Source organism: Mycobacterium sp. E136, from assembly GCF_001666865.1.
GTDB lineage: Bacteria > Actinomycetota > Actinomycetes > Mycobacteriales > Mycobacteriaceae > Mycobacterium.
The window spans coordinates 1-26,748 of record NZ_LZJE01000146.1; the positions used below are offsets into that span (position 1 = coordinate 1).

Consider the following 26,748-nt stretch of genomic DNA (forward strand, 5'->3'; position numbering starts at 1 on the left):
CGGGGTTCCGGTGGTGCCGGACGTCAGCAGGATGATGTCGCTCTTGCGTTCGGCGGCCGCGGGCCGCTTGCCGAGGTTGGACTCGATGAGCCGATCGAGCGTCACACCGTCGGCGGCTTCGTCGGTCCAGGCGAGAATGCGCGTGGCGGCGGGTTTGTCGGCCATGGCCCGTTCGACGATCTCGGAGAACTCCTCGTCGTAGATGACGACGTCGGCGCCTTCGCGATCGACCACCTCGGCAAGCGCCGGGCCCGCGAACGAGGTGTTGAGCAGGAGCACATCGGCGCCGATGCGATTCGACGCCACCAGCGACTCGATGAAACCGCGGTGGTTGCGGCACATCACCGCAACGGTTTTCGGCGTGCCGGCCGGCAGGTTCTGCAGACCGGTGGCCACGGCGTCGCAGCGGTCGTCGATCTGCTTCCAGGTCAGGGTGCCGCGCTCGTCGACGAGCCCGGGACGGTCGGGGCAGCGCTGCGCGGCCGCGGCGAAACCGACCGTCGCCGTCATGCCCACGCGGCGCATCGCCGCACCCATCCGCAGGTATTTGTCGGGGCGCAGTGGAGCGATCAGGCCCGCCCGCCACAGCGTCTGCACGAGTCCCACAACGTCGGCCATCTCTCAGCCCAACACGGGGAATCGGCGTTCGGCGGCCAGCTCGTCGAGCGCGGCCTGCATCACCGAGCGCACGTGCTCGTCGACCTCCTTCACGTCCGGGTCCCCCCCGAACTGCTCGAGAACATCAATCGGCGGCAACACCCGCGTGGTGATCTTGGCGGGCAACGGAAGGTTCGGCGGGAAGAACACCGACACCCCGAACGGGAATCCGACGCTGATCGGCAGGATCTCGGCGCGCAGCCGCTTGAGGCCGATGCGCCGGGCGATCGAGTCGCCCCGCGCGAGAAACAGCTGCGTCTCCTGAGCGCCGACCGAAACCATCGGCACGATCGGGACACCGGCCTCGATCGCGGTCCGGACGTAGCCCGTACGGCCGGCGAAGTCGATGACGTTCTCGCTGAACGTCGGCCGATAAGAGTCGTAGTCACCGCCCGGAAAGACCAGCACGACCGCACCCTCGCGCAGCGCCTTGGCCGCGTTCTCCCGGTTGGCGCCGATCACCCCGGCGCGACGCAGTAGCGTGCCGACGGGCCCGACGAATATCGCGTCGTGTCCAAGCGTGTACACGGGACGGTCGAAGCCGAACTTCGCGTAGAAGGCCGGCGCGAAGACGAGGACATCGGGAGTGAGCATCCCGCCGGAGTGGTTGGACACCAGCAGCGCTCCCCCGGCGGGCGGCATGGCATCCAGGTCGCGCACTTCAGCGCGGAAGTACCGCTTGATGAGTGGGCCGACCCTGTTGACGATCCCCCGGGTGAACTCGGGGTCCCACTTTGCGACTTCCGGCTTCTGCGCCCCGTTGCTACTCATGCCGCATCTGTCATACCCGCGCCCGCCCTCCCCGCCACGTGAATATGCTACTTTCGTAAAAAGAGAATGTCATATTCGCAGGTGGGAGGCGTAATGACGGGGACGGTGCTGGTGACCGGCGGCTTCGGGCTCGTCGGTTCGGCCACTGTGCGCAGGCTGGCCGAACTCGGACGCACGGTCGTCGTGGCCGACCTGGACACCCCGGCCAACAGGAAAGCACAGTCGAAGCTGCCGCGGGGCGTCACCGTGCGGTGGACCGACTTGACCGACGAGGCATCCGTGCAGGGGCTGGTCTCGGACGTCGCGCCCGAGGCGATCATCCATCTGGCCGCCGTGATCCCGCCACCGATCTACAAGAATCCGAAGCTGGCGCGGCGCGTCAACGTGGAAGCCACCGCCACGCTGGTGCGCATCGCCGAACAACAGCCGACTCCCCCGCGCTTCATCCAGGCGTCGAGCAATGCGGTTTACGGTGCCCGCAATCCGCACACGGCCGCCGCGCCCGTGCGCGCGGACGATCCGATGCGGCCGTGCGATCTATACAGCGGCACCAAGGCGGAGGCCGAGTCGATCGTGCGGGCATCGAAGCTACCGTGGGTCGTGCTGCGGCTGGGTGGTGTGTTGAGCACCGACCCCAACGCGATGCCGCTGAGCGCCGACGCGCTGTACTTCGAGAGCCTGCTGCCGACGGACGGCCGCCTACACAGCGTCGACGTCCGCGACGTCGCCTGGGCGTTCGCCGCCGCCACCACGGCCGATGTCGTCGGGGAGATCCTGCTGATCGCCGGCGATGACTCGCACCGAATCCGTCAGGGTGAGGTTGGCGTGGCGCTGGCGGCGGCCCGCGGCCTTCCCGGGGTGCTGCCGCCTGGCAGGCCCGGCGACCCGAACCGCGACGACGCGTGGTTCGTCACCGACTGGATGGACACCGCTCGGGCGCAGGAGGCGTTGCAGTTCCAGCACTACTCGTGGCCCGACATGCAAGCCGAAGCCGCCAAGAACGCGGGCTGGACGCGCTACCTGATGCGCTTGCTGACCCCGCTCGCACCGCTGCTGCGCGCGATCCTCGAACGCCGCGGCGCATACCGCAACACCCCCGGCAAGTACGCGGATCCGTGGGCCGCGATCCGCGCCCGACTCGGCGAGCCCACGTGGGATCAACCCCGCGAACTGTCCTGACCGCCTAGTCTTCGGCGGGTGGAGACGTTCAACGGACGCGCCGCGGTGATCACCGGCGGCGCGAGCGGCATCGGGTTCGCCGCCGCACAGGAGTTCGCCCGGCGCGGGGCGCGCATCATGCTCAGCGACATCGACTCGGCGGCGCTCGACCGCGCGGTGGCCGATCTGCGCGGCGACGGCGTCGACGCCCACGGCGTGGTGTGCGACGTGCGCAAGCTAGACGACGTCAACCGGTTGGCCGACGAGGCATTCGGCGTGTTCGGCGACGTGCACCTGGTCTTCAACAATGCCGGTATCGCCTACGCCGGCCCGATCGCGCAGACCAGCCATGACGACTGGCGGTTCGTCATCGACGTCGACCTGTGGGGACCGATCCACGGTGTCGAGGCATTCCTGCCGCGGCTGCTCGCGCAGGAAGCCGACAGCCACATCGCGTTCACATCGTCGTTCGCCGGGCTGATCCCCAACGTCGGGCTCGGCCCCTACTGCGTCGCCAAGTACGGCGTTGTCGCGCTCGCGGAGACGCTGTCGCGCGAGGTGCGCGCCAACGGCATCGGTGTGACGGTGTTGTGCCCGATGATCGTCGACACCAATCTGCTGGCCAACACCGAACGCGTGCGCAGTGAGGACTACGGTCCAGCCACCGCGTCGGGCGCGGACTCGGTTCAGCAGTTGGCGTCGAATCCGAGCGACGACTCCGTGCTCAATGTCGACGAGGTCGCCCGCTTGACCGCCGACGCGATCGAAGCCAACCGGCTCTACGTGCTACCGCACAGCGCGGCCCGCGGCTCGATTCGCCGCCGCTTCGAGCGCATCGACCGCACATTCGAGGACCAGTCCGCCGGCGGCTGGACCCACTGACCCCCGGGGGCGATTTCGGTGCATTATCAGTCGCTGAGCGACCGGCAGTGCACCGAAATCATCCCGGAGGGCCGAGTGTCGGCCTGCCCGTCTGCGGATGGTGATACCAGCCGCCCGCCGCGTGGGTCCCGCCGTCGACGTGGATGGTCTGGCCGGTGATGTAGCTGGCCATATCGGAGGCGAGAAACACTGCGGCACCGGCGATCTCGTCGACATGGCCGGGCCTGCCCATCGGTATGCCGGGCGCGACGTCGGGTTGCAGTGCGCCGCCGGAGATCTGCATCAGCCCCTCCGTCAGCGTGAGGTCCGGCGCGAGCGCGTTGACGCGGATGCCGTGCGGTGAAAGCTCGAACGCGGCGGTCTGGGTGTAATTGATGACGCCTGCCTTGGCCGCGGCGTAGGCGGCGTATCCGGGCGCGGCCCGCACACCTTCGATCGAGGTCACGTTGATGACGCTGCCGGGACTGCCCGCCTCGACGAGCCGGCGCGCGACGCGTTGGGTGCACAACAGGACGTGACGGAGGTTGGCTTTGTACAGCGCATCCCAGCCGTTCTCCGTCGTCTCGAGCATCGGCGAGTTGAACACGCCGCCGGCGTTGTTGACCAGGATCGATACCTCTCCGAGTGCGCCGACGGTGGTGGCCAGCGCGGCGTCGACCTGCGCACTGTCGCGTACATCGGTGACGAGACCCAGCGCGCCGATACTTTCGGCGGTTGCGGCGCAGGTGTCGGGGTCGCGCTCCCAGATCGCGACGGAGGCCCCGAATGCCGCCAGCCCCTCGGCGATCCCCTTGCCGATGCCCGCGCCACCACCTGTCACGACAGCGACGCGGCCCGTCAGCAGGATGTCTGATGGATCGATGGCCATTGGTCGAGTCAACCAGTTTTGGTCGTGCGAATGGTCAGACCCGCTGGCGCCGATCCGATGACCCCCTGCTCCTCCAGTTCCGCGATCTCGTCCTCGCTGAGCCCGAGACCGGTGAGGACCTCGCGGTTGTGCTGTCCCAGCAGCGGTGCGGGGCTGTGGTGGAAGCTGCGCACCGACGCGAGGCGCATCGGCAGCGTGCTGTGCCGCGCCGGCGGGTTGACCGGATGGTCGACCTCCTCGTAGAAGCCGCGGTACACCAGCTGCGGAAGGTCGCCCACACGGTGCGGTTGCATCACCTTGGCCACCGGAACACCTGCCGCCCAGAGTGTTTCGACGATCTCGTCTCCGGTGCGCCCGGCGCACCAGGCGCTCAGCTGCTCGTCGATGGTGTCGTGGTGGCGGCGCCGCCGGTCGACCGTGGCCATCTCGTCGGTGGCCCATGCCGGTCGCCCGAGTGCGTCGACCAGGCCCGCCCACTGCTCGTCGCTGGCCACCGCGATGGCGACCCAGTCGTCGGGGCGGCCGAATTCGTCGAGTTCGCCGGTGCGGTACAGGTTCTGCGGCGCCGCGGTCGGTCCGCGATTCCCCTGCCGCTGCAGCAGGTTTCCGTACGCCGAGTATTCGATGACCTGCTCGGCGGCGACGTTGAGCGCGGCGTCGACCATCGCGGCCTCGATCCGTACTCCCTGCCCCGTCCGTCGCCGGTGCGCCAGCGCGAGTAGCAGAGCGTTGAGGCCGTGCACACCGGCGTTGGGGTCGCCGACAGAGTACGGCTCGACCGGATTCTGATCGGGATGGCCGGTCAGCCAGGTGATTCCGGAACAGTCCTCGATCACGTAGGCGAACGCCGGCTTGTCGCGCCACGGCCCGTCGAGCCCGAAGCCCGGCATGCGCATCACGATCGCGTCGGGGCGCAGCCGGTGCACGGCATCGAAGTCCAGACCGATCTGGTCGAGCACGCGCGGGGTGTAGTTCTCGACGACGACGTCGCAGGTCGTGATCAGCCGGCGCAGCAGTTCGACGCCGCGCTCCGTCCGGATGTCGAGCGTGACGCTTTTCTTGTTGGTGTTCAGGCCGGAGAAGATCGGCGAGCGTTCCCACCACTGCTCCTCGGTGATCGGCACGCCGGCGATGAGCCGCGTGCCATCGGGCCGCGCCGCCGATTCGATGTGGATCACCTCGGCGCCCAGTAAGGCCAGCATGTGGGTGCACGACGGGCCGGCCCAGAAGCTCGTCATATCGAGCACCCGTAGCCCCTCGAACGGTGTTCGCGAAACCAACCCCAGGGTCGCGATCTCGGCAGAATCACGACCCTGGTGTACCGGTCGCGAACGATATTGCTCGGTGTGCTCGCCCAGCCTCGGTGCTGGCTGCGGCTCGCGTAGGAGCGACGGCGTGGTGCGGTACGGCGCGCCGGGCTGGGTGAATCCGTCGCGGGGGTTGGTGACGAAAGTGCCGCGTTCCACGAACTGATCGAAACCCGTTACGGTGGCTCCGTTTCCGACCGGAGTGTTCGGAATCCGGAAGGCGCTGGACAGTTCGAGGATGTCCTCGACGCGGTTCTCGCGCACCCACTCGTAGATCTGCTCGGCGTGGGTGTTGGCCTGTTCTGTGATCGACAGGTCGCCGCCCTCGTCGATCCACTCCTCGTGGCCGACCATCGCGCACAGGTCGAACCACTGTTGTGCGGTGCCGCATCCCAACGCGACCAGACCGTCGGCCGCGGACGCCACCCCGGGGACGGTCAGCCGGCGGCGGTCACGGAAGGGCCGCCCCAGCGCGTCGTTGAACGATACCGAATAGTAAGTGAGGCACAGTATCTGGGCTTCCAGGATCGAGACGTCCACCAGGCCGGACGCCGCCGTTGTGCCCACCGCCGCGTACGCGCCCGCAAGCCATTCCCCGATCTGGCCCGCGACGTAGACCGGAGCGCGGTCCTGTGCGCCCCTGCCCAGGCCGATCATGCCGCCCGACCACGCCTGCAACGTGAACTCGGTGGCGGGTCTGTCGGCCCACGGGCCCTCGAGCCCGAACGGGGTGATCGCGGTGACGGTCAGATGGCCGTACGCGTCGGCGATCGCCGCGGGCGCGAACTCGTCGAGTTCGGCCACCTCAGAACCGCGCGACCACACCACCGCGTCGGCCGACCGCAGCAGCGCGCGCAGCAAGGCCAGGTCGCCGGCATCGCCCGGGTCGACCACGACGCTGTGTTTCGAGCAGGCCAGAAAACTGAACAACGCTCCGTCGCTGCCGGGTTCTATGGGGGTGCCGGACGCCGACCACACGCGCAGCGGATCACCCTGCGGTGACTCGACTTTGACCACCGTGGCGCCAGCGTCGGCGAGCAATTTGGTGGCGTAGCCTCCGGCGATGCCGCTCGACAGGTCAACGATGGTGAGGTCGTCCAGCGCCGGCACTAGTCCTTCTTCCTGCGGTTCGTCTTGCTCAACCGGAACTCCGGCGGGAACTTGTCATCGTTGTCGTTGACCGCGTCGGCGAGGCCCACATCGATCGCGTCGGCGAGCATGAAGTCGTCGCCGTCGGGTCGCGCCGCGCCGCCCATCGACTCGAACATCGCCGACAGCAGGCTGCCGAGGTATTCGCCTTGGAACTGCTTGACCACCTCGAAGAACACTTTCTGCTGAAAGACGCTGTCCACCGGCCGGTTCCGTGCGCACGCGTGGGCGTACTTGGCGACCTCGGCCTCGAGCTGGTCGCGCGGCACCACCCTGTTGAGAAAGTTGCACTCCTTCATCTCCGAGGCGGTGAACGGGCGACCGGTGTACACCATCTCCTGGAATGGCCGCAGCCCCATGGTCATCACCCACGTCCACATCCGCGGTCCCCAGCCGAAGTACCGGAACGACGGATGACCGAACAACGCGTCGTCGCTGGAGATCACCAGGTCCGCGTCCGCGCACTGGTAGAAGTGCCAGCCGTAGCAGTATCCCTTGGCCTCGACGATGCTGATCTTCTTGAGTTCCTGCAACGCTCGGTTGCCCGCCGCGACGTTGGCGTACCACTGCCCCATCGTCGCGCCGTGCCGGAACGACCCTTTCGGGGGATAGACGACGCTCGGATCGTCCACCCGCAGCTCGGCCAGCCGCGCGTCGTCGTCACCGTCCATGAACTCCGGCAGGTCTGCGCCGCTGCCGAGGTTCTCCCCGACACCGCGGATCACCACGACCTTCACGTCGTCGTCGACGGTGGCGCCGCGCAGCAGGTCGGCGTAGCGCAACCGCGCAGCCGACGTCGGTGCGTTCAGGTACTCCGGCCGGTTGAACGTGATGGTCGCGATCTTGGTCGCCGGGTCCTTCTCGTAGAGGACGATCTCCTCAGGGGCGGGCCGACTCCCGGAATCCGACATGTCGCGTCAACCGATTCCGACGCCCGCACCACTCCAGAGCGGGCTGGAGGTCAGCACCTCGGCCCCGTCGGCGGTGACGTGCACGGCATCGCGGCTGAAGACCGCCCCCACCCCCTGCTGCCAGACGTAGCCGCTGACCGCGAGCACCATGCCGGGTTCGAGCAGTTCGTCGGCGATGGTGGACCGCAGGGCCGGGGTCACGACGGGCGAGTCGTAGCCCAGGCCGAGGCCGTGGGCGACAGGCATCGACGGTAGCGGCTCGCCGGCCGCCTCGTAGGCGGTCAGCAGCCCGCTCGCAGGCCGACCCGGCCGGCACGCGTCCAACAGGTTGTCCCACAGTCGGTTCCAGCGATCATAAAGCCGCGGGACCGCCGATCCTTCCACCTCACCGACGGGCCATGTGCGGCCGACTTCGCCGACGTAGCCGTCGGCCAAGGCACCGGCAGAGAACGCCACCAGATCGCCGTCTTCGATACGGCCGTCGCTGCGGGCACGCCGCCACGGGTGTTCCTTGCTGGTCACCCAGGCGCCGTCCTGGGTGGCGGGCGTGGTGACCCCGCCGGCGGCCATCGCCTCCATCAGCGCACCGGTCAGCGACTTCTCGGTCGTTCCGGCCGCCAACTCGGCTCGTGCGGCGTCCAGCGCCGCTTCGGCCACGCTGAGCGCACCGCGGAGCACCGCGATCTCGTCGGGCGTCTTGATCCGCCGTGCCGCCCGCAGCGCCGGCTCGGCGTCGACGAGTTCGGCGTTGGGAAACGCCATCGGCAGCAGTTGCGCGAATGTCGGTGTCAGCGAATCGGTTCCCACCCGTTTGGCGGTGGCGGCCCCGGGCAGCGCCTTGAGCACCTCGACGAGTGTCATCGGATTCCACGCCAGCCCGTAGAGGTGGTCGTGGGGGATCTCGTCGGGGATGCCCTCGTCCCAGGTGCTGTTGAGGTGAATCTCGCCCGTCGAGCGGACTACCTCGCAGATCGGTCCGAACGGCCGGGTGCCCGCCACCCACAACTGCGGGGCACCGGTCACATAGCGCACATTGGCCTGCCGGCCCAGCACCAGGATGTCGATGCCGCGTTCTTCCATCTGGGCCAGCGCGCGCTCACGGCGACCGCGCCGCAGATCGGCTGCGTCAGGCAGAATCTCGAGTGCCATTCAGTTCAGTTCCGTCCGTAGGGGGCGTAGGGGTAATCGGTGATGGACTGATAACCGTCGTCGGTGATGACCACGATCTCCTCGCTTCGATAGCCACCGGTGCCGTCCGCCCACACCACGGGTTCGAGCACGAGCAGCATCCCGGCCGGGAACACGAAGTTGTCGTCGAATTCCTCACCCAGATCCGTTCCGATCATCGGCATTTCGGCGGCGTTGGTGCCGATGCCGTGACCGAGGTAGAAGTGCGGTAGCCACGGCTTGGCGCCGCCGTTGGCGGCGATCCCGGCGCGGGCCAGGTCACCGCTCGTGGCGCCGGCCTTGGTGACCGACAGCACGGCCGACAGGATTTCCCGCCACTTCTCGTACTGCGCCTGCTGACGGTCGTCCGGTTCCTCGCCGACCAGCCAGGTGCGGCCGAAGTCGGAGCAGTATCCCTTGTAGGTGATGCTGACGTCGGTCCACAACACGTCGCCGCGTTCGAGTTCGCGTTCGGTGGTCAACAAGGGCAGCGCCAAGTCTCCGGTGGTGGTCCAGACCGAACCGCTGGTCTTCGTCGTGGGCATCACCTGCCAGATGGCCTCGAGCATGTTGGCCGTCGCGCCGAGTTCGAACGCACGCCGGACGAACGCCGCCGAAAGGTCGACCTGCCGAACGCCGGGGGCAAGCGCCTTCTGCACATCGACCATCGCCTCTTCGGTGATACGGCAGGCGGTTCGGACGCACGAGATCTGATCGGGCGTCTTGACCAGCTTGGCCGGCCCGACGACCTGCGCGGCGTCCGACGGAGGACCCGACGGGAACAACGTTGCCGACGCTCGGCGCATGGCGCCGGTGAGCTCGTCGACCGCGATCTTGCCTCCGGCAGGAACCAGATCGGCCAGCACCTTGGCGAATTGTTCGACGCCCTCGTCGAATTCGAGGTACAGCGGCCCGTGCACATGATCGTCGGGCACCTCGGTCTGCGATGACGACCCCTCCCGCAACGGCATGAACAGGTGCGGGTGCGGGTCGTCGACGAGCACGATCGCGACCGGGCGTTCCACGTGTGAGAGCCCGGCGTCGAGCAGCGGCCAGCTGACGCCGGTCGCATACACGACGTTGCCGTTGCCGAGCAGGACGAGTGCGTCGACACCCTTGTCCTTCATCGAGTCGCGCAGCCGCACACCGCATTCCCGGTACATCCGGGCGAGGTCGGGAACCTCCGGAATGTCGATCGACGTCGATTGCGGAGCGAATGTGGTCACGAGATCCCCAGGAAGTTCTTGATGTTGGTGCTGACGATCTTCACCGCGTTCTCGGGTCCGACCGCGTCGACGACCGTCTTCAGCGACTTCTCCGAGTATCCGAAGGTGGATTCGTTGTGCGGGTAGTCCGACGACCACATCACGTTGTCGACGCCGATCTTGTCGATGAGCTCCAGGCCGAGCGGGTCGACCATGAACGACGCGCACATGTGGTTGTCCCAGTAGTGCCGGACCGGATGCTCGAGCTGGTGGTTGAACATGTGCCGGTACGACGCGAGCATATGCTCGGCATCCTGTAAAGCCGTTGGCACCCAGGCGATACCGCCCTCGAACCAGCCGATCTTCAGCGATGGATGACGGTCGAGGATGCCGGAGAACACGTACTTGGCGAACTGCTCGCGGAACGAGTCGACGTTGACCATCATCCCGACCACGACGCTGTTGTGCTGGCACGGCGTCTTGGGCGGTGTTTCACCGATGTGGTGGCTGACCGGCACCCCCGCGGCCTCGATCTCGTCCCACACCGCGTCCATGTCGGTGCTGCCGTAGTCGTAGATGTTGCCGTCGTCGTCCTTACCGGGATTGAGCGGCAGCAGGAACGTCCGCAGCCCCAGCGACTTCAGTTCCTCCAGCGTGCTCCTGGTGCCCTTGGGATCCCACCAGTTGATCAGCCCGACGCCGTAGAAATGACCCTTGCTGCGTTCCTGCAGATCGGCGATGTGCTCGTTGTAGATCCGGAAAACGCGCTCGCGCAGCGCCTTGTCCGGATAGTGGAACAACGCCAGCACCGCGTTCGGGAAGGCCAGCTCCTTGTCGATGCCGTCCTCTTTGAGCTCACGGACGCGGGCCTCGATGTTGTTCGACGCCGCACCGGCGAGGTCGTCGTACTGCATCAGGACCCGGCCGAAGTCGCCGCCGGTCCAGGCCTTGCCCTTCATGCCGACCATGTAGGCGCCGTCCTCGTACCAGATGCGTGGCGCGGCGCCCTTGAGTTCCTCGGGGAAGCGGTCGTAGAAGATGTCGTCGGCCACCGAGATGTGATTGTCGGCGGAGAAGATCTCGGTGCCGGTGGGCAACCCGAAATCGCCTGTGGCGTGGCCCTTGCGGTGCTTGGGGGCGCCGAAGCCCTCGGGGGGATACAGGGTGGCGGTAGTTGGTGCTGACATCGTTGACACTCCAATCGGGCTGAATGACGGACCTGGCTACCAGGTCACCGGAAGTTCGTAGACGCCGTAGGCGAGGCGATCATGCTTGAAGGGCACATCCTCGAACGGCACGGCCAGCTTCAGCGTCGGTATGCGCCGTAGCAACGTGTGGAACACGATCTGCAGTTCGGCGCGGGCGAGCTGCTGGCCGACGCATTGATGCCTGCCGTAGCCGAAGCCGAGCTGCTGGCCGGCATCGCGGCCCAGGTCGAGCTTGTCGGGTTCGGGATAAGCGGTGGCATCCCAGTTTGCAGGCGCCAGGTCGAGGATGATGCCCTCGCCCGCGCGGATGGTCTCACCGGCGATCTCGATGTCCTCGATCGCGACGCGGCGCTGGCCGTTCTGGATGATCGACAGGTAGCGCATCAGCTCCTCGACCGCGTTGGCGATGAACTTGGGATCATCCGAATCGCGCAGCTGCGCTGCTTGTTCGGGGTTCTCGAGCAGCGCGAGCACGCCGATGCCGATCATGTTGGCGGTGGTCTCGTGGCCGGCGATGAGCAGGCCGGTGCCCAACTGTGCGGCCTCCTTGACGCTGATCTCCCCTGCGTTCACTCGCTCGGCGAGGTCGGAGACCGCGTCTTCCGACGGGTTCTCCATCTTGGTCTTGACGAGGTCGCTCAGGTACTTCGCCAGGCTCATCGCACCCTTCTGCCCGTCCTCGGCCGAGGCGTAGCGCGCCAGGCCGACATTGGCGTGGTGCTGGAAGAACTCGTGGTCTTCGTAAGGCACGCCGAGCATTTCGCTGATGACCCTTGTGGGCACCGGCAGTGCCAGCTTGCTGACGATGTCGGCGGGCTGCGGACCGGCGAGGATGTTGTCGATGCACTCGTCGGTCACCTCTTGGATGGCGGGCCGCAGACCCTCGACCCGCTTGAAGGTGAACGGCTTGGACAGCATCCGGCGGAACCGGGTGTGCTCCTCGGCGTCGGAGGTGAAGACCGAGCGCGGCCGCTTGTACACCGTGGACAGCATGTGCTCGTTCCAGTGCGGGAAGCCTTGGATCCGGTCGTCGACGCTCACCCGGGAGTCGGCAAACAACTCGCGGGCCACCGCGTGGCCGGTGATCAGCCACGGGGTGCTCCCATCCCAGATCCGTACCCGCGACAGCGGTTTCACCTCACCCATCTTGAGCATCTGCGGCGGTGGGGCGAACGGGCAGCGCGTGTCGCGTTCCATCGGGTATTCGGGGATATCCGCGGACACGTCGGGTGTTCCGGTCAAGGTTTCGGACATGCAGTCTTTCTCATTCCTCGATGTGGATGGCGAGTGCGGGGCAGGCTGCGGCGGCCTTGCGGGCATCGTCGGCCTGGTCGTCCGCCGGACTGTCGTTGAGCAGCACCACGACACCGTCGTCGTCGCGCTGGTCGAAGATGTCGGATGCGTTGAGCACGCACTGCCCGGACGACACGCACTTGTCTTGGTCGACGGTCAGTTTCATGGTGCCGGGTGCTCCGTGATCGGCGCCTGCCACAGCCCGACGATCGCGTCGATGAGCCCGGATGCCGCGGAATCCCATGTGGTGCGCGGCATGTCGGCACCCTCTGCGAAGGCGCGCTCGAAGTCGGCGCAGGTGTGCATCATCAGGTTGCGGGCCATGATGTTGCGTTCGGTGACCACCGCGGGCGGCAGGTCGGGCAGGCATCGGGTGATGCCCTCGACGACGAGTTGCACCGACGGCGACTCGAGCGCTCCCTTGACCACGATCTTGTGGTACTCCGGATCGGCCAGTGCCTGTGCGGCGAAGCGCGCGTACCAGGTCGGGGTCCCGATCTGGGCCAGGTGTTCGGTGAGCGAGCGCACCAGGCAGGCGACCCAGTCCCGCAGATCCGTCGACTCGCCGATCTCGCCGACCATCCGCGACAGCAGGCGTTCGGTCGAGACGCGGTGCTTCTGCTCGATCGCCCGCACCAGATCCGCCTTCGTGCCGAAGTGGTAGCCCACCGCGGCGTTGTTGCCCTGCCCCGCCGCCTCGCTGACCTGGCGGTTCGACACGGCGTACACACCGTGTTCGGCGAACAATCGCTCGGCGGCGGCCAGGATCGCTTCGCGCGTCGTGCTGGCCCGTTCGGTGCGCACGCTTCTGGCAGTGGTCACCGTCACAGTCAACCGCGCCCGCGTTCTTAAGTCAAGTGACTGATTTAAAGTTGTCACGGCTTCGGTTTGCGAACGATCACCTTGCCTGCGCTGGTCCCGCCGTCGATGGGCAGCACCGTTCCGGTGACGTACCGCGATCGGTCACCGGCGAGGTACAGCGCGGCCTCGGCCACGTCGTCGACCGTGCCCTCGCGCTTCAGGGGTCGGTCGTTGCGCATCTGTTCGCGAATCTTGGCCTCGAACTCCTCGAGGCGCTTGAGGTCCTCCCCCGTGGCGGACTTGCGCACGATCGCGGTCCGGATGTTGCCCGGCGCGAGGGCGTTCACACGGATCTCGTGGTGCGCCAGGTCGATCGCCGCCGACTTGGTGAACTGGATGACGGCCGCCTTGGACGCCCGGTATGTCATCACCCCGCCGCCGGCCTGGATGCCACCGATCGAGGTGAGGTTGATGATGGACCCGCCACCGTGTTTCGACATGTGCCGGGCCGCGTCGCGTGTACCGGCCATGACGGCAAGCACATTGATCGCCATCACCTGATGAAAATCGGCCAGGTCGTCGTCGAGGAACTTGGGGAACATCTTGCCCGACACGCCCGCGTTGTTGACCATCACGTGCAGGCCGTCGAACTCCTCGACCGCCGTCGTCACCAACCGGGTCACCTGATCGATCTCGGCCACATCGGTTTCGACGAAGCGGATGGAATCGCCGAGGTCGGCGACGAGTTGGGCGCCGCCCTCGCGGTCGATGTCGCCGACGACAACCTTCGCGCCCTCGGCGCAGAACCTTCGCACCAGACCTTCGCCGAGCCCGGATGCGCCGCCCGTGACGACCGCAACCTTGCCCTCGAGTTCGCCGCTCATGCCGCCCCTTCGTGTAAGTCGGCCAGGAAGCCGAGCAGTAGTTCGTTGACCGCGTCGGGCTGTTCGATCTGCGGGCAGTGCCCGGCCGCGTCGATCACCGCCGACCGGCCGCCGCGGATCTGCCCCGCGATCTCAGCCGCCCACCCGGGGGGCAGCAGTTTGTCACCGCCGCCCTCGACGACCAAGGTGGGCACCGTGATGCGCTCGTAGGCCCGCGTGCTCGACGGCAAAGGCGGGGGCTCCAGGCCCGGCCGCCGAAACCGGGCGGCCGCCAACGCTTCCCACGCCCCGGGCGCGATGCTCGCCTGGTAGCGACGCTGGACGTATGCATCGTCGGTGGGATAGGAAACGTCATAGAACAGCGCCGTCACGATACGGCGCATCCCGGCGATCGTCGCGTCGTAGTCGTACAGCGCGGCCGAGTGCTCGTTGCGCTGGATCTCACCGCCTCCGCAGATGGCCACCAGACTGCGCGCGGGCAACACCGGCGACTCGGAGGTGGCGTCGACGAAGAGGTTGACCGCCCCCATCGAATTACCCACGAAATGCGCCGAATCGACGCCGACGACCTCGCAGAACCGGGCAATGTGTCGGATCCGCATACCGCGGCCGTCGTTGAAGTCGATGACCTTCGCCGACTCGCCGAACCCGAGCATGTCGAGCGCGAGCACGCAGTAGCGCGTCGCGAGCGCGGCGATGTTGTGTTCCCACCCGATCTCTGCGCCGGCGCCGAACTCACCGCCGTGCAGCAGGACCACCGGATCCCCATCGCCCGCTTCGAGATAGCCGGTGACGAGGCCGTCGACGAGCACCGATTTGCGTTCGGCCTGCGTCACGCGGTCTCCCGGGCGGTCTTGGCGAAGAAGAGCACCTGCGTGGCGAGCATATCGAGCTGATTCTGAGTGGCGTCGTGGACCAATTCCCCTGCTGCGTCCCAGATCTCGTCGGCGGAGTTGATCGCGACCCCGAGCGGGGTCGGCCACGCGCGCAACGCGTGCCCGATGGACCGCAACTGCCCGAGGGTGCCGACCGCGGCCTGCCAGCCGTAGGCGCAGCTGATGCATCCCCAGGGTGTGTTGTCCAGATAGACGCGTGGATCCTCGCGCAGGTCCTCGATGTAGTCGAGCGCGTTCTTGACCAGCCCGGAGATCGCCCCGTGGTATCCGGGTGAGCCGACGACGACGGCGTCCGCATCGCGCAGCGCGCCGACGAGTTCGAGGGCAGCGGGCGTGCGCTCCAGCGAGTGCGGCGCGTACATCGGCAAGTCCAGATCGGGACCCGCGAACAGCCTCGTCCGCCCGCCCTGCTGCTCGACCGATGCCAGGCAGTATCGCAGCGCGCGTTCGGTCGACGAGTTCGCTCGCAGGGTGCCGCCGAGTCCGACGACGAACGGCGCACCGCCGGTTGTGGTGCTTGCGGTCATTTCCTTCACCTACTACTTGATTGCGATCGGACTGACGGGAGCGCCCACCGCGCCAACGACTTTCAGCGGCGGGGCGATCAGCTGGAACTCGTAGACGCCGTCGGCGGCGCAGTCGGCCGCCAGCCCGGTGAGGTCCCAGTACTCACCGAACATCAGGCCCATGTCACGCAGGCAGACCATGTGCATGGGCAGAAACGTGCCCTCCACACCGTTAGCCGGATCGGGGTCCTCGACCATCAGGTTGTCGGCCGCGACCGCCGCGACGTCGTGGTCGTGCAACCACCGAGCGCAGGTCCAGTCCAACCCGGATCCCGGCTCGGCGCCGTCGCCCGTCGACAGGAACCGCGTCCACCAGCCGGTGTGCACGACGACGATGTCCCCGCGAGTGATCGTCACCCCCTGGGCCTTGGCGACGTCGTCGAGTTCTGCTGGTGTCACCGGATTTCCGGGTTCGAGGAAGACGTCGGCGCCGCGGTGCCTGACGACGTCGAGCAGCACGCCCCGCGAGGTGATGCCCTTGACGTCGACTTTCTCGATCCCGAGATGAAACGCCCCGAAACTGGTCACCGAATCTGCGGGAAATCCGTTGTAGAGCTTGTCCTCGTAGTAGACGTGCGAGATCGCGTCCCACTGCGTCGCCGCCTGTAGTGGCATCACGATCATGTCGTCGTTGAAGCGGAACGGGTTGTCAACGAAGAACTCGCTGAGCTGATGAGCGACCGAGTTGCGCAGCCACTGGGGCCCGTACTGCACCAGCGTGTTCGCGTCACCGCCGTCGACCGTCATCACATGAATGGGGTTCGGCCGGAACTGGAACGCCCCCTGCGGGCCGTTGGAGCCGAAATCACCGCCGAGCGGAATCACGGTCCCCTTCTTGACCAGCGAGGCCGCCTCGGCGACCTTCTCGGGCGTGATGAAGTTCAGCGTGCCCAACTCGTCGTCGTCACCCCAGCGGCCCCAGTTGCGCACCTCGTCGGCGACGCGACGGAACTCCTTCATGCTGGCCATGGATTGCCTTTCACCGTCCCGACTTCCACTTCACCGCCGCCGTACCGATCCCGCGAGGTCCGTCTCCCCCGTCGTGCCGCCGTCCACCCAGATCACCTGTCCGGTGAGGTAACTGGCCGCCCTGCTGTTGAGGAAGGTCAGCACGCTGGCCTGCTCCTCGGGCTCGGCGGCCCGGCCCAACGGCGTCCGGAACGAGTCGAGGAACTCCTGTCCGTACGCGCTGCGCAACTGGTCGAGGATCGGCGTGTCGGTCACTCCCGGTGCGGTGCAGTTGATCCGAATCCCCTTGGCGCCCAATGCGGTCACCTGGGCCATGCCGTAGAGGATGATCGCCTCCTTCGACAATCGGTAACCGCCACCGTCGGCCAGTGCCTCGGGGTGGCTTTCACACCATCGGATCCCCGCCTCGACCGAGCCCGTGTCGACCAGACCGGAGGTTACGGGCGCGTTCTGCCGGTACGCCGATGCCGCCAGCGACGAAACGTTGGCGATCGCGGATCCGATCGGCATCCGGGGCACCAGCGCCTCGGTGAACCGGCGGGTGCCGAGGAAGTTGATCGTCACCACGCGCAGCGGGTCTTTGATCCCCGACGAGACCCCGGCGACGTTGAACAGCGCGTCGACCGGGCCACCGACCGCGTCGGCGGCCCGGTCGATCGACGCCTGATCCGACAGATCGAGTTCGACGAACTCGCCCATGCTTTCGGCCGGCGGCTTGATGTCGAGTCCGATCACCTCACCGCCGAGGTCGGCGACCTGACGGGCGACATGGGCACCGATGCCCGAGGCGCATCCGGTGACGACCACACGGCGCCCGTCGTAGCGCCACAGTTCCTCAGTTCGGCCCATGGCTCATCTCTGGCCGGCCCCAATCACTTCGCGGTCTTGGCGTCCGCGTCGGGGTTGCGGCTCGTCCACCCTTCTCCTGACTTGAGTTTCGCGGCCGCCGCCTCGATGCCCGCGTTCATCTCGTCCATGGCCAGCGACACTTCGTTGGCGGTGTAGTTCTGGCGGCCGGTGGGCAGCCCGCCGAACGCGTAGCTCTCGTCGAAGACCGGCGCCTGCGACGGTGGCCGGCGCGCTTCGACCTTCTCGATGACCGGTTCGAGCCGCTTGGCCTTCTCCGCCCGCGCCTTCTCGTCGCGTTCGATGAATTCGGGCAGCACCTCCTTGCCCATCAGCTCGATGGACTCCATGGTCTCCTCGTGCCTGCGCGGCGTCAGCAGCAGGATCAGCTCGTCGACACCGCTTTCCTCGTAGCCACGCAGGAACTGACGCACCGTATCGGGGCTGCCGATGGGACCGCGGTCGGGACCGTAGACGATGCTGGGATCCTTCTCGATCTCCTCGAGGTGGCGCTTCCACACCCCGGTGCGGCCCGGTGTGTGCATGCCCGTCATGTAGTAGTGCATGATCCCGAACGCGAAGAAGCCACCGCCCATGCCGAGCCGTTCGATGGCCTGTTCGTCGGTGGGGGCCACCATCATCGACAGGTCGCCGCCGATGGCCAGGATGTTCGGGTTCATCTGCGGGGTGACCGGCGCCCCGTTCTCCTCGAACTCCTTGTAGTAGCCATCCACCCGCTCCTTCAGCGGGCCCGGCCCGGTGTAGGCGAAACTCAGTGCGCCGAGCCCCTTCTGGGCGGCCATGGCGACCGATGCGGGCCGGGTGCAGGCCACCCAGACCGGCGGGTGCGGCTTCTGCAGCGGTTTGGGCACCACGTTGCGCGGCGGCATCTCGATGTGCTGTCCCTTGAAGCCGCTGAACGGCTCCTCGGTCATGCACCGGATCGACACCTCGAGCGCCTCCTCCCACTGCGCGCGCTTGTCGGCGGGGTCCACACCAAAGCCGCCGAGTTCACCGACCGACGACGACTCACCCGTGCCGAATTCGACTCGGCCGTTGGAGATCAGGTCGAGGGTCGACACCCGCTCGGCGACGCGGGCCGGGTGGTTGACGACCGGCGGTAGGTGCATGATGCCGAAGCCCAGCCGGATGTTCTCGGTCCGCTGGCTGGCCGCCGACAGGAAGATCTCCGGGGCGGTGGAGTGGCAGTACTCCTCGAGGAAGTGGTGCTCGGTCAGCCACACCGTCGAGAACCCGGCCTTGTCGGCGAGCTCCACCTCGTCGAGACCGTCCTGGAAAAGCTTGTGCTCGTCGTCTTCGCTCCACGGCCGCGGCAGTGGGAATTCGTAGAACAGCGAGATCTTCATTTCGTTACCTTTCGATGTGTATCGAGTGACGAATCGGTACTAGTGCCGGTCTGAACTCCAGACCCGGACAGCTGCTCGGCGATGTGCTTGGCCGCGACATAGCCGAAGGTCATGGCCGGCCCAATGGTGGCGCCCGCGCCCGCATAGCTGCGGCCCATCACCGCGGCCGACGTGTTGCCGACGGCGTAGAGGCCCTTGATGACCCCGTCGTCGGCACTCAGCACCCTGGCGTACTCGTCGGTGCGCAGACCGCCCGAGGTGCCCAGGTCGCCGAGGATGATCTGGAACGCGTAATACGGCGGTTCGCCCAACGGGTGCAGATTCGGATTCGGCAGCGTCGGATCGCCGTAATAGTTGTCGTAGGCCGAATCACCCCGGTTGAAATCGTCGTCGTGACCCTTGCGCGCCAGTTCGTTGAAACGCTCGGCGGTCCGGCGCAGTTGCTCCGGCGGCACGCCGATCTTGCCCGCGAGTTCCTCGAAGCTGCTCCCCTCCTGCACGACACCGGATTCGAGCCACGCCTTGGGCACCTTCCAGCCGGTCGGCACGGGCGCGAACGGGATCTTCGGGATCGGCAGGTGCCCGGCGACCACGTACCGGTGGAACGACCGGATGTCGGTGATCAGCCAACACGGTATGTGGGTGACCCCGCTGTTCTGGCCTTCGATCATCGCGTGCGCGAAGTCCATGTAGGGGGCGGCCTCGTTGATGAACCGCCTACCCTCGCCGTTCACCACGAACTGCGACGGCATCATGCGTTCGTTCAGCATGAACTGCAGCCGTCCGTCGGGCCAGCAGATCGCGGGGAACCACCAAGCCTCGTCGAGCAGATCGGTCGAACCGCCCACTTTCTCCCCCGCCCGGATGGCGTCACCCATCGATGCGGGATTGCCGAAGCTCCAGTCCTTTTCGAGTACCGGAAGGTGCTGGCGGCGCCATTCCATGTCGTGGTCGAAGCCGCCCGCGGCAAGAATGACGCCGTGGCGCGCCCCGATCCGCTGCTGACGGCCGTCACGCTCAACCACCGCACCGACGACGGCGCCGTCGACATCGGTGATCAACTCGGTCATCGGCGAGTCGAGCCACAGCGGGACGTTCTGCGCTTTGAGCGCAAGTCGCATCCTGGCGGCAAGCGACTGGCCGATGGCGGCCATCCGATCGCCGAACACGCGCGCGCGAAACATCCGCCAGATCAGCTTGACCAGCACGGCCTTGCCTCGCCAGTTCTGCCGGACCTGGTAGAACAGCCGAAGATCCTTGGGCGCGAACCAGATTCCCTTCGGCGCCAACGCGAGCGGCTGCAGCAGGTGCTGCTCCTCGTCACCCAGTTTGCGCAGGTCGATGGCGGGCACGTTGATGGTGCTGCCCTGCGCGGACCCGCCCGGCACCTCTGGGTAGTAGTCGGCGTACCCCGGCTTCCACACGAATTCGAACCAGGGGCTGAGCTTTTCGAGGAACTCCATCATCTCGGGCGCGGTGTCGACGTACTGGCGCAAGCGCGCGTCGCTGACCAGACCGCCGGTGATCTGGCGCAGGTACTCCACGACGCCGTCGGGATCGGGGACGTACCCCGCCTTGCGCTGCGCCGGCGCGCCCGGCACCCAGATGCCGCCGCCCGACAACGCCGTGGACCCGCCGAAGTATGACGACTTCTCCACGACGAGCGTGTCCAGACCGAACGCGTCGGCCGCCAACGCCGCGGTCATCCCGCCGCCACCGGAGCCGACGACGAGCACGTCGACGGTGTGGTCGAACTTGTCAGACATCCAAAACCGCCGTCCTGACTGCAAATCCTGCGATCAATTCCGGCACGGGTCGGTAGAACCGCTGCTCGGTTCGGTATGGGCCGTGTGCGGCGAGAGCGGCGAACGCCGCGATCCACGTCCGGACCTCATGGGCGGAGTGGCCGGCTTCCCGCTCGATCCATTCGTTCGACCAGGCGTCGACCTCGGCGAGCCGGTTGTTGTCGATCAACTCGAGGAAGGCGGCGTCCCAGTCCGGGTTCAGCGGCTGCAACGGGCTCTCGCCGTGCGCGAATGCCTGTGCGGCGTCCATCACCGCGACCTGACGCGCCTGCCGCTGCTCGGGCGTCATCGGCGCGCCGTGCACGATCCGCTCCAGTGCCGCCGGCGGCGCCGTGGCCAGCGTGGGCACCGGCGGATCGTGGGACAGCCCACCGGATCCCACGACGAGAACGCGCTTGTCGAGCGTCGCGAGGAAGGCGCCGAGGGCCGCGCCGAGCGCCCGCACCCGCCGCACGGGCCCGAGCGGGGTGGCGACCGAGTTGATGAAGACCGGGATCACCGGCACGGCCGTCGCCTCGCCGAACAGGTTCTGCAGCGGTTGGACCGTTCCGTGGTCGACATCCATGCTCGCCGAGATCGCGACGTCGATACCGGACTCGAGAACCGCTCGCGCGCAGTCGGTCGCGATGTCTTCGGGCACGTTCAACGGTCCTGCGTGCGAGCCGTAGTCGCCCACGCCCTGGGCGGCGGTGCCGATGCAGAACGGCGGCATCGTCCGATAGAAGAACCCGTTGTAGTGGTCCGGGGAGAAGATGACGACGAGTTCGGGGTCGTATTCGTTGACGAACCGGCGTGCACCGGAGATCGCCGTCTCGATGTCGTCAAGGAGTTCCCGTGACGGTCCCGGAAGGTTCAGTAGCGGGCTGTGCGACATGCAGCACAGGGCCAGTGTGCCCATGAGATCCGGTGCCTCCTCCCTGCGTCAGACAAAGGACGTCGAAGAGCGCTTCGCTGACTTCGGCGGCGCGCTGGGCGATGCAGGCCCCGGCGATGCAGCGATCGGGCCGCAGGAACAGCACCGAGTCGGTGTAGGTGTCGAACCACGACTTGAGCGCACCGGTCTTGTCGCCGACCACCACGACATCGTCATCGTCGTGGCCGGGCCAGCGCAGCTGGGTCATCGGGCGGACCTCGATGAACTCCGCGCCCAACGCCTTCCAGCGGTTGAACGCGTTCTCACCCAGGATCGCGCGCAGGTTGTTGCTCCAGCACAGCACCGCGAAGCCCGGGCCCAGGACGTCGTCGAGCAGCAGGTTCTGCCCGGTGCGGGTGTCGACGCGGGGTTGGATGAACAGCGTGCCCGTCGGCGACACCGCCCCGGTGGCACCCGCGCCGGGCGCGGAGTGGAACACGGCGCCCTGCTGGTAGCGCGGCATCGGCTTGAAACGCATCTCCAGGATGTAGCGCTTCAGGGACGGCACCACGGACGCGGCATGAATGACCTTGTCTCGCAACGCCGCGACGCGGCGGTTTGTCGGCGAGATGACGCGGCCGACCATCGTGGACAGATCGATCATGGCGCGGGCGTGCTTGCGCCGCTCGACGTCGTAAGTGTCCAACAGGGCATCCTCGGCCTGACCGGTCACCACCGCGGCGAGCTTCCACCCCAGGTTGGCCGCGTCGCGGATCCCGCTGTTGTATCCCTGCCCCTGCCAGACCGGCATCAGGTGGGCGGCGTCACCGGCCAGCAGCATCCGGCCCTTGCGGAACGACCCGGCGATGCGCGAATGATGGGTGTAGACCCGGTGCCGGATCATGTCGACCTGGTCGGGGTACGGAACCCGTTGCGCCAACATCTTTCTGACAAAGACCGGGTCGTCGGCCTGCGCATCGGTCTCGTGTGGATGGATCAGGAACTCGAAGCGGCGGATGCCGTGGGCGATCGAGATCGACACGTAGGGACGCGCCGGGTCCGCGCCGACCTCGCTGTTGGGGTGACCGAGCGGGTCGTTGGCGACGTCGACGACCAGCCAGCGGGTCGGCGATGTGGTGCCGTCGAACGACACTCCCATCAACCGCCGGGTGGCGCTGCGGCCGCCGTCGCATCCGACCACGTATCGGGCCGTCACCGACGGTTTGCCGTCGGCAAAATGTACCGTCACCGCGTCGTCGCTCTGGTCGCAGTTCTCCATCCGGCATCCGAACCGGACCTCCACATGGTCGAATCGGTCCAGGCCGCCGAACAATTCGGCGTCGACCATGGGTTGCACGAAGCCGTTGCGCTTGGGCCAGCCGAACCGGGCGTCGGGCGGCGCCATCTCGGCGAGCAGCCGTCGCTTCGCGTCGAAGAACCGCAGGATCTGATTCGGCACGGTGTGCGGCAGTACCCGGTCGACCAGGCCGATCGACTGGAACGTCCGCAGCGCCTCGTCGTCGAGACCGACACCACGCGGATAGTCGATGAGCGTGTCGCGCTCCTCGACCACCAGCGTCCGAACCCGATGCAGGCCAAGGATGTTGGCTAACGTCAGGCCCGACGGGCCTGCGCCGACGATGACGACGTCGACGTCGGTCGCCGTCATTGCCGCCCCAGCAGGAAGTCCAGGTGCAGGCGATCGAACGTCTTCGGATCCTCGTACTGGGGCCAGTGACCGCAGCCCGGCATCAACTCGAAGCGGGACCCCGGAATCATCGAGGCGATGCGCCGCCCCTCGGCGACGTCGGCCGTGGGATCGTCACTGGTCCACACCACCAGCGTCGGCGCGGTGATCGATCCGTATTCCTCGGCCCCGAGCAGGTTGCGGGCCCGGATTTCCGGATCCTGCAGCGCCATGATGTCGCGCATCGCCGCCACGAAGCCGGGCTGGCGGTACACCCGCTGCCTGCTGGCGACGATGTCGTCGTAATCCTTTGTCTTGTCGGCCATCAGCCACTTGATGCGGGCCTGAACCGTCTCCCACGTCGGGTTCTCGGCCGCGGCCATCGACAGGGTGATGATCCGCTTCATCACCTCGGGATCGGCCTGCGATCCACCCGCGGTGTTGAGCACCAACCGGTCCAACCGGTCGGGGTGGTCGACGGCGGCGCGGGCGGCGACCCAGCCGCCGAGCGACTCGCCGCTGATGTGGGCGCGCTCGGCGCCGACGGCATCGAGGAACGCCAGCAGGTGGTCGACATAGTGGCGGACTTCGAGTGGGTGCCCGGGCTTGTCGGTGTAGCCGTGACCGAGCATGTCGATCGACCAGACCGAGAAGTGTTCGGCGTGCGCTTCGAGGTTGCGCACGTATGCCTCCGCATGCCCGCCGGACCCGTGAAGGAAGACGAGCACCGGCTTATCGGTGTCACCGGCGTGCAGATACCGGGTGCGGATACCGCCGGCGTCGAGATAGCCCTGCGAGAACGCGACGCCCTGCAGATCGCTCCAGACGGACTCGAATTCGGCCGAGGCGGAACGCCCGTCGGCCGCCGCGGATGCCGCCAGCGAATCCGGCTCAGACACGCTCACCCTCTCTTGACCGCGAGAATCGAATTCTCGTATTTTGTAAGCACTTTGCTCATTTATCGCACATCCACGTGCACTATAGTCAGAGCATCACTCTCGTGACAGCTAGATGTCAAGGGAAGTCGAGGAAGGGACGCCATGCCTTCGGAGGGCGGAGCCCGACATCGGGTCGAGCAGGGCGGAGCCCGACATCGGGTCGAGCAGGGCGGAGCCCGACATCGGGTCGAGCAAGAAGGCCGGACCCGGCAGGGGACGGAGCCGACCAGCGCCGTGCCCAACGGGGCGCCCGGCTCGCAGACGCTGGCCAGAGGCTTGGCCGCGTTGCAGCTGGTGGCCAGCTCTCGCACCGGCCTGACCGCGCAACAGGTCGCCGACGACATCGGTGTCCACCGGACCATCGCGTATCGGATGCTCTCGACGCTGTCTCAATTCCGGTTGGTGCTCAAGGGTGAGGACGGCCGTTACCGGTCGGCGGCGGCCCTGGCGGTGCTCGGCGCGTCGTTCGACAACAACGTGCGCCAGCTGAGCATCCCGACGCTGCGCGGGCTCGCGGACGAACTCGCGAGCACGGTGTCGCTACTCGTCGCCGAGGGCGATCAGCAGGTCGCGATCGCCGTTATCGTGCCGACGAACGTCTTCTACCAACTGTCGTTTCATGAGGGCAGCCGTTATCCGCTCGACCGCGGCGCCGCCGGGATCGCGCTGCTGTCGAGCATGCCGCCGCGCCCCGGTGAACGTGACCTGGTTCCGGTGACCCGGGAACAGGGCTGGGTGATCACGCACGGTGAGATCGAGCCGAACACCTACGGGCTCGCGGTCCCGGTGCCCAGGCGGCCGCCGGCGCCGCCGACGTGTATCAACCTCATCTCGCATCGTGAAGATGTCCTGATGCGCGGAAAAGACGCGGTCGTCCGGGCGGCCAACGAATTGTCCGCGATCCTCAGCTAGATATCAGTCCAGCCGGAAGGAGCAGCACGTGACCGATTGGGATCATGACGTCGACGTGGTCGTACTCGGCAGCGGCGGAGCCGGTCTGACCTCGGCGCTGGCCGCCGCCGCCAACGGTGCGTCGGTGGAGGTCTACGAGAAGGCCGCCACCGTCGGAGGAACGACGGCGGTGTCGGGCGGGATCATCTGGATTCCGGCGCACAAGCGGGCCGCCGAGGGTGAGTTGACCGTCGAGGACGCGATGGCCTACCTGCGGGCACAGTCGCTGGGCTACATGGACGACGACCTCGTCGAGACATTCGTACGCACCGGGCCGGAAATGCTCGATTTCGTTGAGGCACACAGTGATCTGCGGTTCGAGGTCGCCGAGGGGTTCCCCGACTACAAACCCGAGCTTCCCGGTGGACGCCCAGCGGGCGGGCGGTCTCTCAACGCCAAACCGTTCGATCTGGGCCGTCTCGGTGAGTGGCGTGACCGCATCACCTCGTTTCCGGCCGATTTCAGCAACGTCGGCATCGACGCCGAGACCCGCGCACGCATCCACGCGTCGGTCGACGACGAATCCGGTGACTACTGTGTGGCGGGCACGGCCCTGGTCGCCGGACTACTCAAGGGACTGCTCGACCTCGGCGTGGTGCCGCACACCAACGCACGGGCGGTCGAACTGCTCGCCGATCCGCTCGGCATCACCGGTGTACGAATCTCGCAGGACGGCAACGACTTGCGCGTGCGCGCCCGCCGCGGTGTCATCCTGGGCACCGGCGGGTTCGAGTGGGACCGCAAGCTGGTCGAGGCGTATCTGCGGGGTCCGATGCGAGGACCGGTGTCACCGCCCAACAACACCGGCGACGGCCTGCGGATGGCGATGGCGCACGGCGCCGATCTGGCCAACATGGGCGAGGCGTGGTGGGTGCCGATCGTGCAGCTTCCGGGCGACACATTCGGAGGGCAACCGCGCAGCCGCAGTGTGCGTTTGGAACGGACCCGCCCGCGCAGCATCATCGTCAACCGGGCGGGTAAGCGATTCCTCAACGAGGCCGGCGAGTACAACTCGATGGCGGGCCCGTTCCACTATCTCGACCCGAAGCTCGGGTACGCCAACGATCCGGCGTGGATCGTCTTCGACTCGCTGCACCTGAAGAAGTACGGGTTCCTGGGCATCGACCCGGACGGCCCTGCCCCGGATTGGTTTTCGCCGTCGAAGGATCTGGAGGAGCTCGGCGAGAAGACCGGCATCGATCCCGACGGGCTGGCGCGCACGCTGCGAGCGTGGAACGACAGCGTGGCCGACGACGTCGATCCCGACTTTGGTCGCGGCTCGAGCGCGTACGACGGCTACTGGGGCGACGACAAGGCGCCGACGCCCGCCCGTCGCACCCTCGGGCCGATCGATACGCCGCCGTACTACGCCGTGCCGGTGTCGATCGGCGCGATGGGCACCAAGGGCGGGCCCCGTACCGACGCCGATGGTCGGGTGCTGCACGTCAGCGGGTCGGCGATACCTGGCCTGTTCGCCGCGGGCAACGCCATGGCGGGCGCCACCGGTAAGGCGTACGGCGGCGCCGGTGGAACGATCGGCCCGGCCATGGTCTTCGGCTACCGCGCGGGTCTCGCGGTCTCCGCGCGCGTGTAACCTTCCCTCTCCCTC

General features: G+C 67.3%; 25 protein-coding genes. 4 read left to right on the forward strand and 21 right to left on the reverse strand.

Translation table 11 applies throughout. The features are described 5' to 3' along the window. Positions 1-618, reverse strand: a 618-nt coding sequence (locus A5698_RS09540) for an AMP-binding protein (RefSeq protein WP_156670681.1), incomplete at its 3' end; no start/stop codon positions are given. Positions 619-621: 3 nt separating this feature from the next. Then, entirely contained in the window at positions 622-1,428 is an 807-nt protein-coding gene (locus A5698_RS09545) for a lysophospholipid acyltransferase family protein (protein ID WP_068295818.1), read from the reverse strand. Between the two features lie 93 nt (positions 1,429-1,521). On the opposite strand from A5698_RS09545, the gene A5698_RS09550 reads away from it, so the two are divergent. Then, complete coding sequence (locus A5698_RS09550; protein ID WP_068295820.1) at positions 1,522-2,607, forward strand: NAD-dependent epimerase/dehydratase family protein; 1,086 nt, start codon at positions 1,522-1,524, stop codon at positions 2,605-2,607. Positions 2,608-2,625: 18 nt separating this feature from the next. Continuing rightward, a complete protein-coding gene (locus tag A5698_RS09555) occupies positions 2,626-3,468 on the forward strand; it encodes an SDR family NAD(P)-dependent oxidoreductase (protein WP_068295822.1) in 843 nt (280 codons plus the stop codon). A gap of 58 nt (positions 3,469-3,526) precedes the next feature. Here A5698_RS09555 and A5698_RS09560 read toward each other — a convergent pair whose 3' ends face one another. From A5698_RS09560 to A5698_RS09650, 19 genes are read right to left on the reverse strand one after another with little or no spacing between them, the layout of a single operon-like run. Continuing rightward, positions 3,527-4,336, reverse strand: coding sequence for an SDR family NAD(P)-dependent oxidoreductase (locus A5698_RS09560; RefSeq protein ID WP_068295823.1), 810 nt, complete (start codon positions 4,334-4,336; stop codon positions 3,527-3,529). 8 nt (positions 4,337-4,344) lie between these two features. Beyond that, positions 4,345-6,753: a CaiB/BaiF CoA-transferase family protein gene (locus A5698_RS09565; protein WP_231967363.1), complete on the reverse strand. Its 2,409-nt coding sequence runs from the start codon at positions 6,751-6,753 to the stop codon at positions 4,345-4,347. Further along, positions 6,753-7,703, reverse strand: a complete 951-nt coding sequence (locus tag A5698_RS09570) for an enoyl-CoA hydratase/isomerase family protein (RefSeq protein WP_068295824.1) — start codon at positions 7,701-7,703, stop codon at positions 6,753-6,755. Before A5698_RS09570 ends, A5698_RS09565 begins: the two co-directional genes overlap by 1 nt. 6 nt (positions 7,704-7,709) lie before the next feature. After that, complete coding sequence (locus A5698_RS09575; protein WP_068295825.1) at positions 7,710-8,852, reverse strand: M24 family metallopeptidase; 1,143 nt, start codon at positions 8,850-8,852, stop codon at positions 7,710-7,712. A 5-nt stretch (positions 8,853-8,857) separates the two neighbouring features. Beyond that, entirely contained in the window at positions 8,858-10,033 is a 1,176-nt protein-coding gene (locus A5698_RS09580) for a M24 family metallopeptidase (protein ID WP_197506728.1), read from the reverse strand. Positions 10,034-10,092: 59 nt separating this feature from the next. Next, complete coding sequence (locus tag A5698_RS09585; RefSeq protein WP_068295828.1) at positions 10,093-11,262, reverse strand: amidohydrolase family protein; 1,170 nt, start codon at positions 11,260-11,262, stop codon at positions 10,093-10,095. A 36-nt stretch (positions 11,263-11,298) separates the two neighbouring features. Next, positions 11,299-12,537, reverse strand: a complete 1,239-nt coding sequence (locus A5698_RS09590) for a cytochrome P450 (RefSeq protein WP_068295833.1) — start codon at positions 12,535-12,537, stop codon at positions 11,299-11,301. 10 nt (positions 12,538-12,547) lie between these two features. Further along, positions 12,548-12,742 carry a ferredoxin gene (locus tag A5698_RS09595; protein ID WP_064397455.1) on the reverse strand — a complete coding sequence of 65 codons (195 nt, stop codon included), beginning with the start codon at positions 12,740-12,742 and terminating at the stop codon, positions 12,548-12,550. Then, positions 12,739-13,404: a TetR/AcrR family transcriptional regulator gene (locus tag A5698_RS09600; protein WP_502686740.1), complete on the reverse strand. Its 666-nt coding sequence runs from the start codon at positions 13,402-13,404 to the stop codon at positions 12,739-12,741. The genes A5698_RS09595 and A5698_RS09600 overlap by 4 nt, the downstream gene beginning before the upstream one ends. 47 nt (positions 13,405-13,451) lie before the next feature. Then, entirely contained in the window at positions 13,452-14,261 is an 810-nt protein-coding gene (locus tag A5698_RS09605) for an SDR family NAD(P)-dependent oxidoreductase (RefSeq protein WP_068295835.1), read from the reverse strand. Then, a complete protein-coding gene (locus A5698_RS09610) occupies positions 14,258-15,097 on the reverse strand; it encodes an alpha/beta fold hydrolase (RefSeq protein WP_068295837.1) in 840 nt (279 codons plus the stop codon). Before A5698_RS09610 ends, A5698_RS09605 begins: the two co-directional genes overlap by 4 nt. Next, entirely contained in the window at positions 15,094-15,684 is a 591-nt protein-coding gene (locus A5698_RS09615; RefSeq protein WP_067087479.1) for an NADPH-dependent FMN reductase, read from the reverse strand. The genes A5698_RS09610 and A5698_RS09615 overlap by 4 nt, the downstream gene beginning before the upstream one ends. Positions 15,685-15,696: 12 nt before the next feature. Then, entirely contained in the window at positions 15,697-16,692 is a 996-nt protein-coding gene (locus A5698_RS09620) for a cyclase family protein (RefSeq protein ID WP_068295839.1), read from the reverse strand. A gap of 30 nt (positions 16,693-16,722) precedes the next feature. Beyond that, the gene (locus A5698_RS09625) at positions 16,723-17,541 is read right to left on the reverse strand and encodes a coniferyl-alcohol dehydrogenase (protein ID WP_068295841.1); all 819 of its coding nucleotides are present in this window, start codon (positions 17,539-17,541) and stop codon (positions 16,723-16,725) included. Positions 17,542-17,564: 23 nt separating this feature from the next. Then, entirely contained in the window at positions 17,565-18,905 is a 1,341-nt protein-coding gene (locus tag A5698_RS09630; RefSeq protein ID WP_067087471.1) for an LLM class flavin-dependent oxidoreductase, read from the reverse strand. Further along, a complete protein-coding gene (locus tag A5698_RS09635; protein ID WP_068295843.1) occupies positions 18,902-20,671 on the reverse strand; it encodes an FAD-binding protein in 1,770 nt (589 codons plus the stop codon). The genes A5698_RS09630 and A5698_RS09635 overlap by 4 nt, the downstream gene beginning before the upstream one ends. Further along, positions 20,664-21,608, reverse strand: a complete 945-nt coding sequence (locus tag A5698_RS09640; protein ID WP_084792358.1) for a 3-carboxyethylcatechol 2,3-dioxygenase — start codon at positions 21,606-21,608, stop codon at positions 20,664-20,666. The genes A5698_RS09635 and A5698_RS09640 overlap by 8 nt, the downstream gene beginning before the upstream one ends. After that, positions 21,532-23,232, reverse strand: coding sequence for a bifunctional 3-(3-hydroxy-phenyl)propionate/3-hydroxycinnamic acid hydroxylase (locus A5698_RS09645; RefSeq protein WP_068295845.1), 1,701 nt, complete (start codon positions 23,230-23,232; stop codon positions 21,532-21,534). Before A5698_RS09645 ends, A5698_RS09640 begins: the two co-directional genes overlap by 77 nt. Next, positions 23,229-24,149, reverse strand: a complete 921-nt coding sequence (locus A5698_RS09650; RefSeq protein ID WP_231967365.1) for an alpha/beta fold hydrolase — start codon at positions 24,147-24,149, stop codon at positions 23,229-23,231. Before A5698_RS09650 ends, A5698_RS09645 begins: the two co-directional genes overlap by 4 nt. A 141-nt stretch (positions 24,150-24,290) precedes the next feature. Between A5698_RS09650 and A5698_RS09655 the strand changes: the two genes are divergently transcribed. Continuing rightward, positions 24,291-25,100 (forward strand): IclR family transcriptional regulator, encoded by an 810-nt coding sequence (locus A5698_RS09655; protein WP_084792359.1) that lies wholly within the window; start codon positions 24,291-24,293, stop codon positions 25,098-25,100. Positions 25,101-25,128: 28 nt separating this feature from the next. Continuing rightward, positions 25,129-26,733, forward strand: a complete 1,605-nt coding sequence (locus A5698_RS09660; protein ID WP_068295850.1) for an FAD-dependent oxidoreductase — start codon at positions 25,129-25,131, stop codon at positions 26,731-26,733. Positions 26,734-26,748 lie beyond the last annotated feature (15 nt).

Excerpts from the sequence above, each read along its gene's own strand:
- A5698_RS09620 (WP_068295839.1), bottom strand. The coding sequence starts at position 16,692 with ATGGCCAGCATGAAGGAGTTCCGTCGCGTCGCCGACGAGGTGCGCAAC.
- A5698_RS09570 (WP_068295824.1), bottom strand. The coding sequence starts at position 7,703 with ATGTCGGATTCCGGGAGTCGGCCCGCCCCTGAGGAGATCGTCCTCTAC.
- A5698_RS09560 (WP_068295823.1), bottom strand. The coding sequence starts at position 4,336 with ATGGCCATCGATCCATCAGACATCCTGCTGACGGGCCGCGTCGCTGTC.
- A5698_RS09545 (WP_068295818.1), bottom strand. The coding sequence starts at position 1,428 with ATGAGTAGCAACGGGGCGCAGAAGCCGGAAGTCGCAAAGTGGGACCCC.
- A5698_RS09575 (WP_068295825.1), bottom strand. The coding sequence starts at position 8,852 with ATGGCACTCGAGATTCTGCCTGACGCAGCCGATCTGCGGCGCGGTCGC.
- A5698_RS09645 (WP_068295845.1), bottom strand. The coding sequence starts at position 23,232 with ATGACGGCGACCGACGTCGACGTCGTCATCGTCGGCGCAGGCCCGTCG.
- A5698_RS09590 (WP_068295833.1), bottom strand. The coding sequence starts at position 12,537 with ATGTCCGAAACCTTGACCGGAACACCCGACGTGTCCGCGGATATCCCC.
- A5698_RS09615 (WP_067087479.1), bottom strand. The coding sequence starts at position 15,684 with ATGACCGCAAGCACCACAACCGGCGGTGCGCCGTTCGTCGTCGGACTC.
- A5698_RS09640 (WP_084792358.1), bottom strand. The coding sequence starts at position 21,608 with ATGGGCACACTGGCCCTGTGCTGCATGTCGCACAGCCCGCTACTGAAC.
- A5698_RS09630 (WP_067087471.1), bottom strand. The coding sequence starts at position 18,905 with ATGAAGATCTCGCTGTTCTACGAATTCCCACTGCCGCGGCCGTGGAGC.
- A5698_RS09635 (WP_068295843.1), bottom strand. The coding sequence starts at position 20,671 with ATGTCTGACAAGTTCGACCACACCGTCGACGTGCTCGTCGTCGGCTCC.
- A5698_RS09605 (WP_068295835.1), bottom strand. The coding sequence starts at position 14,261 with ATGAGCGGCGAACTCGAGGGCAAGGTTGCGGTCGTCACGGGCGGCGCA.
- A5698_RS09595 (WP_064397455.1), bottom strand. The coding sequence starts at position 12,742 with ATGAAACTGACCGTCGACCAAGACAAGTGCGTGTCGTCCGGGCAGTGC.
- A5698_RS09625 (WP_068295841.1), bottom strand. The coding sequence starts at position 17,541 with ATGGGCCGAACTGAGGAACTGTGGCGCTACGACGGGCGCCGTGTGGTC.
- A5698_RS09655 (WP_084792359.1), top strand. The coding sequence starts at position 24,291 with ATGCCTTCGGAGGGCGGAGCCCGACATCGGGTCGAGCAGGGCGGAGCC.
- A5698_RS09580 (WP_197506728.1), bottom strand. The coding sequence starts at position 10,033 with ATGTACCGGGAATGCGGTGTGCGGCTGCGCGACTCGATGAAGGACAAG.
- A5698_RS09585 (WP_068295828.1), bottom strand. The coding sequence starts at position 11,262 with ATGTCAGCACCAACTACCGCCACCCTGTATCCCCCCGAGGGCTTCGGC.
- A5698_RS09550 (WP_068295820.1), top strand. The coding sequence starts at position 1,522 with ATGACGGGGACGGTGCTGGTGACCGGCGGCTTCGGGCTCGTCGGTTCG.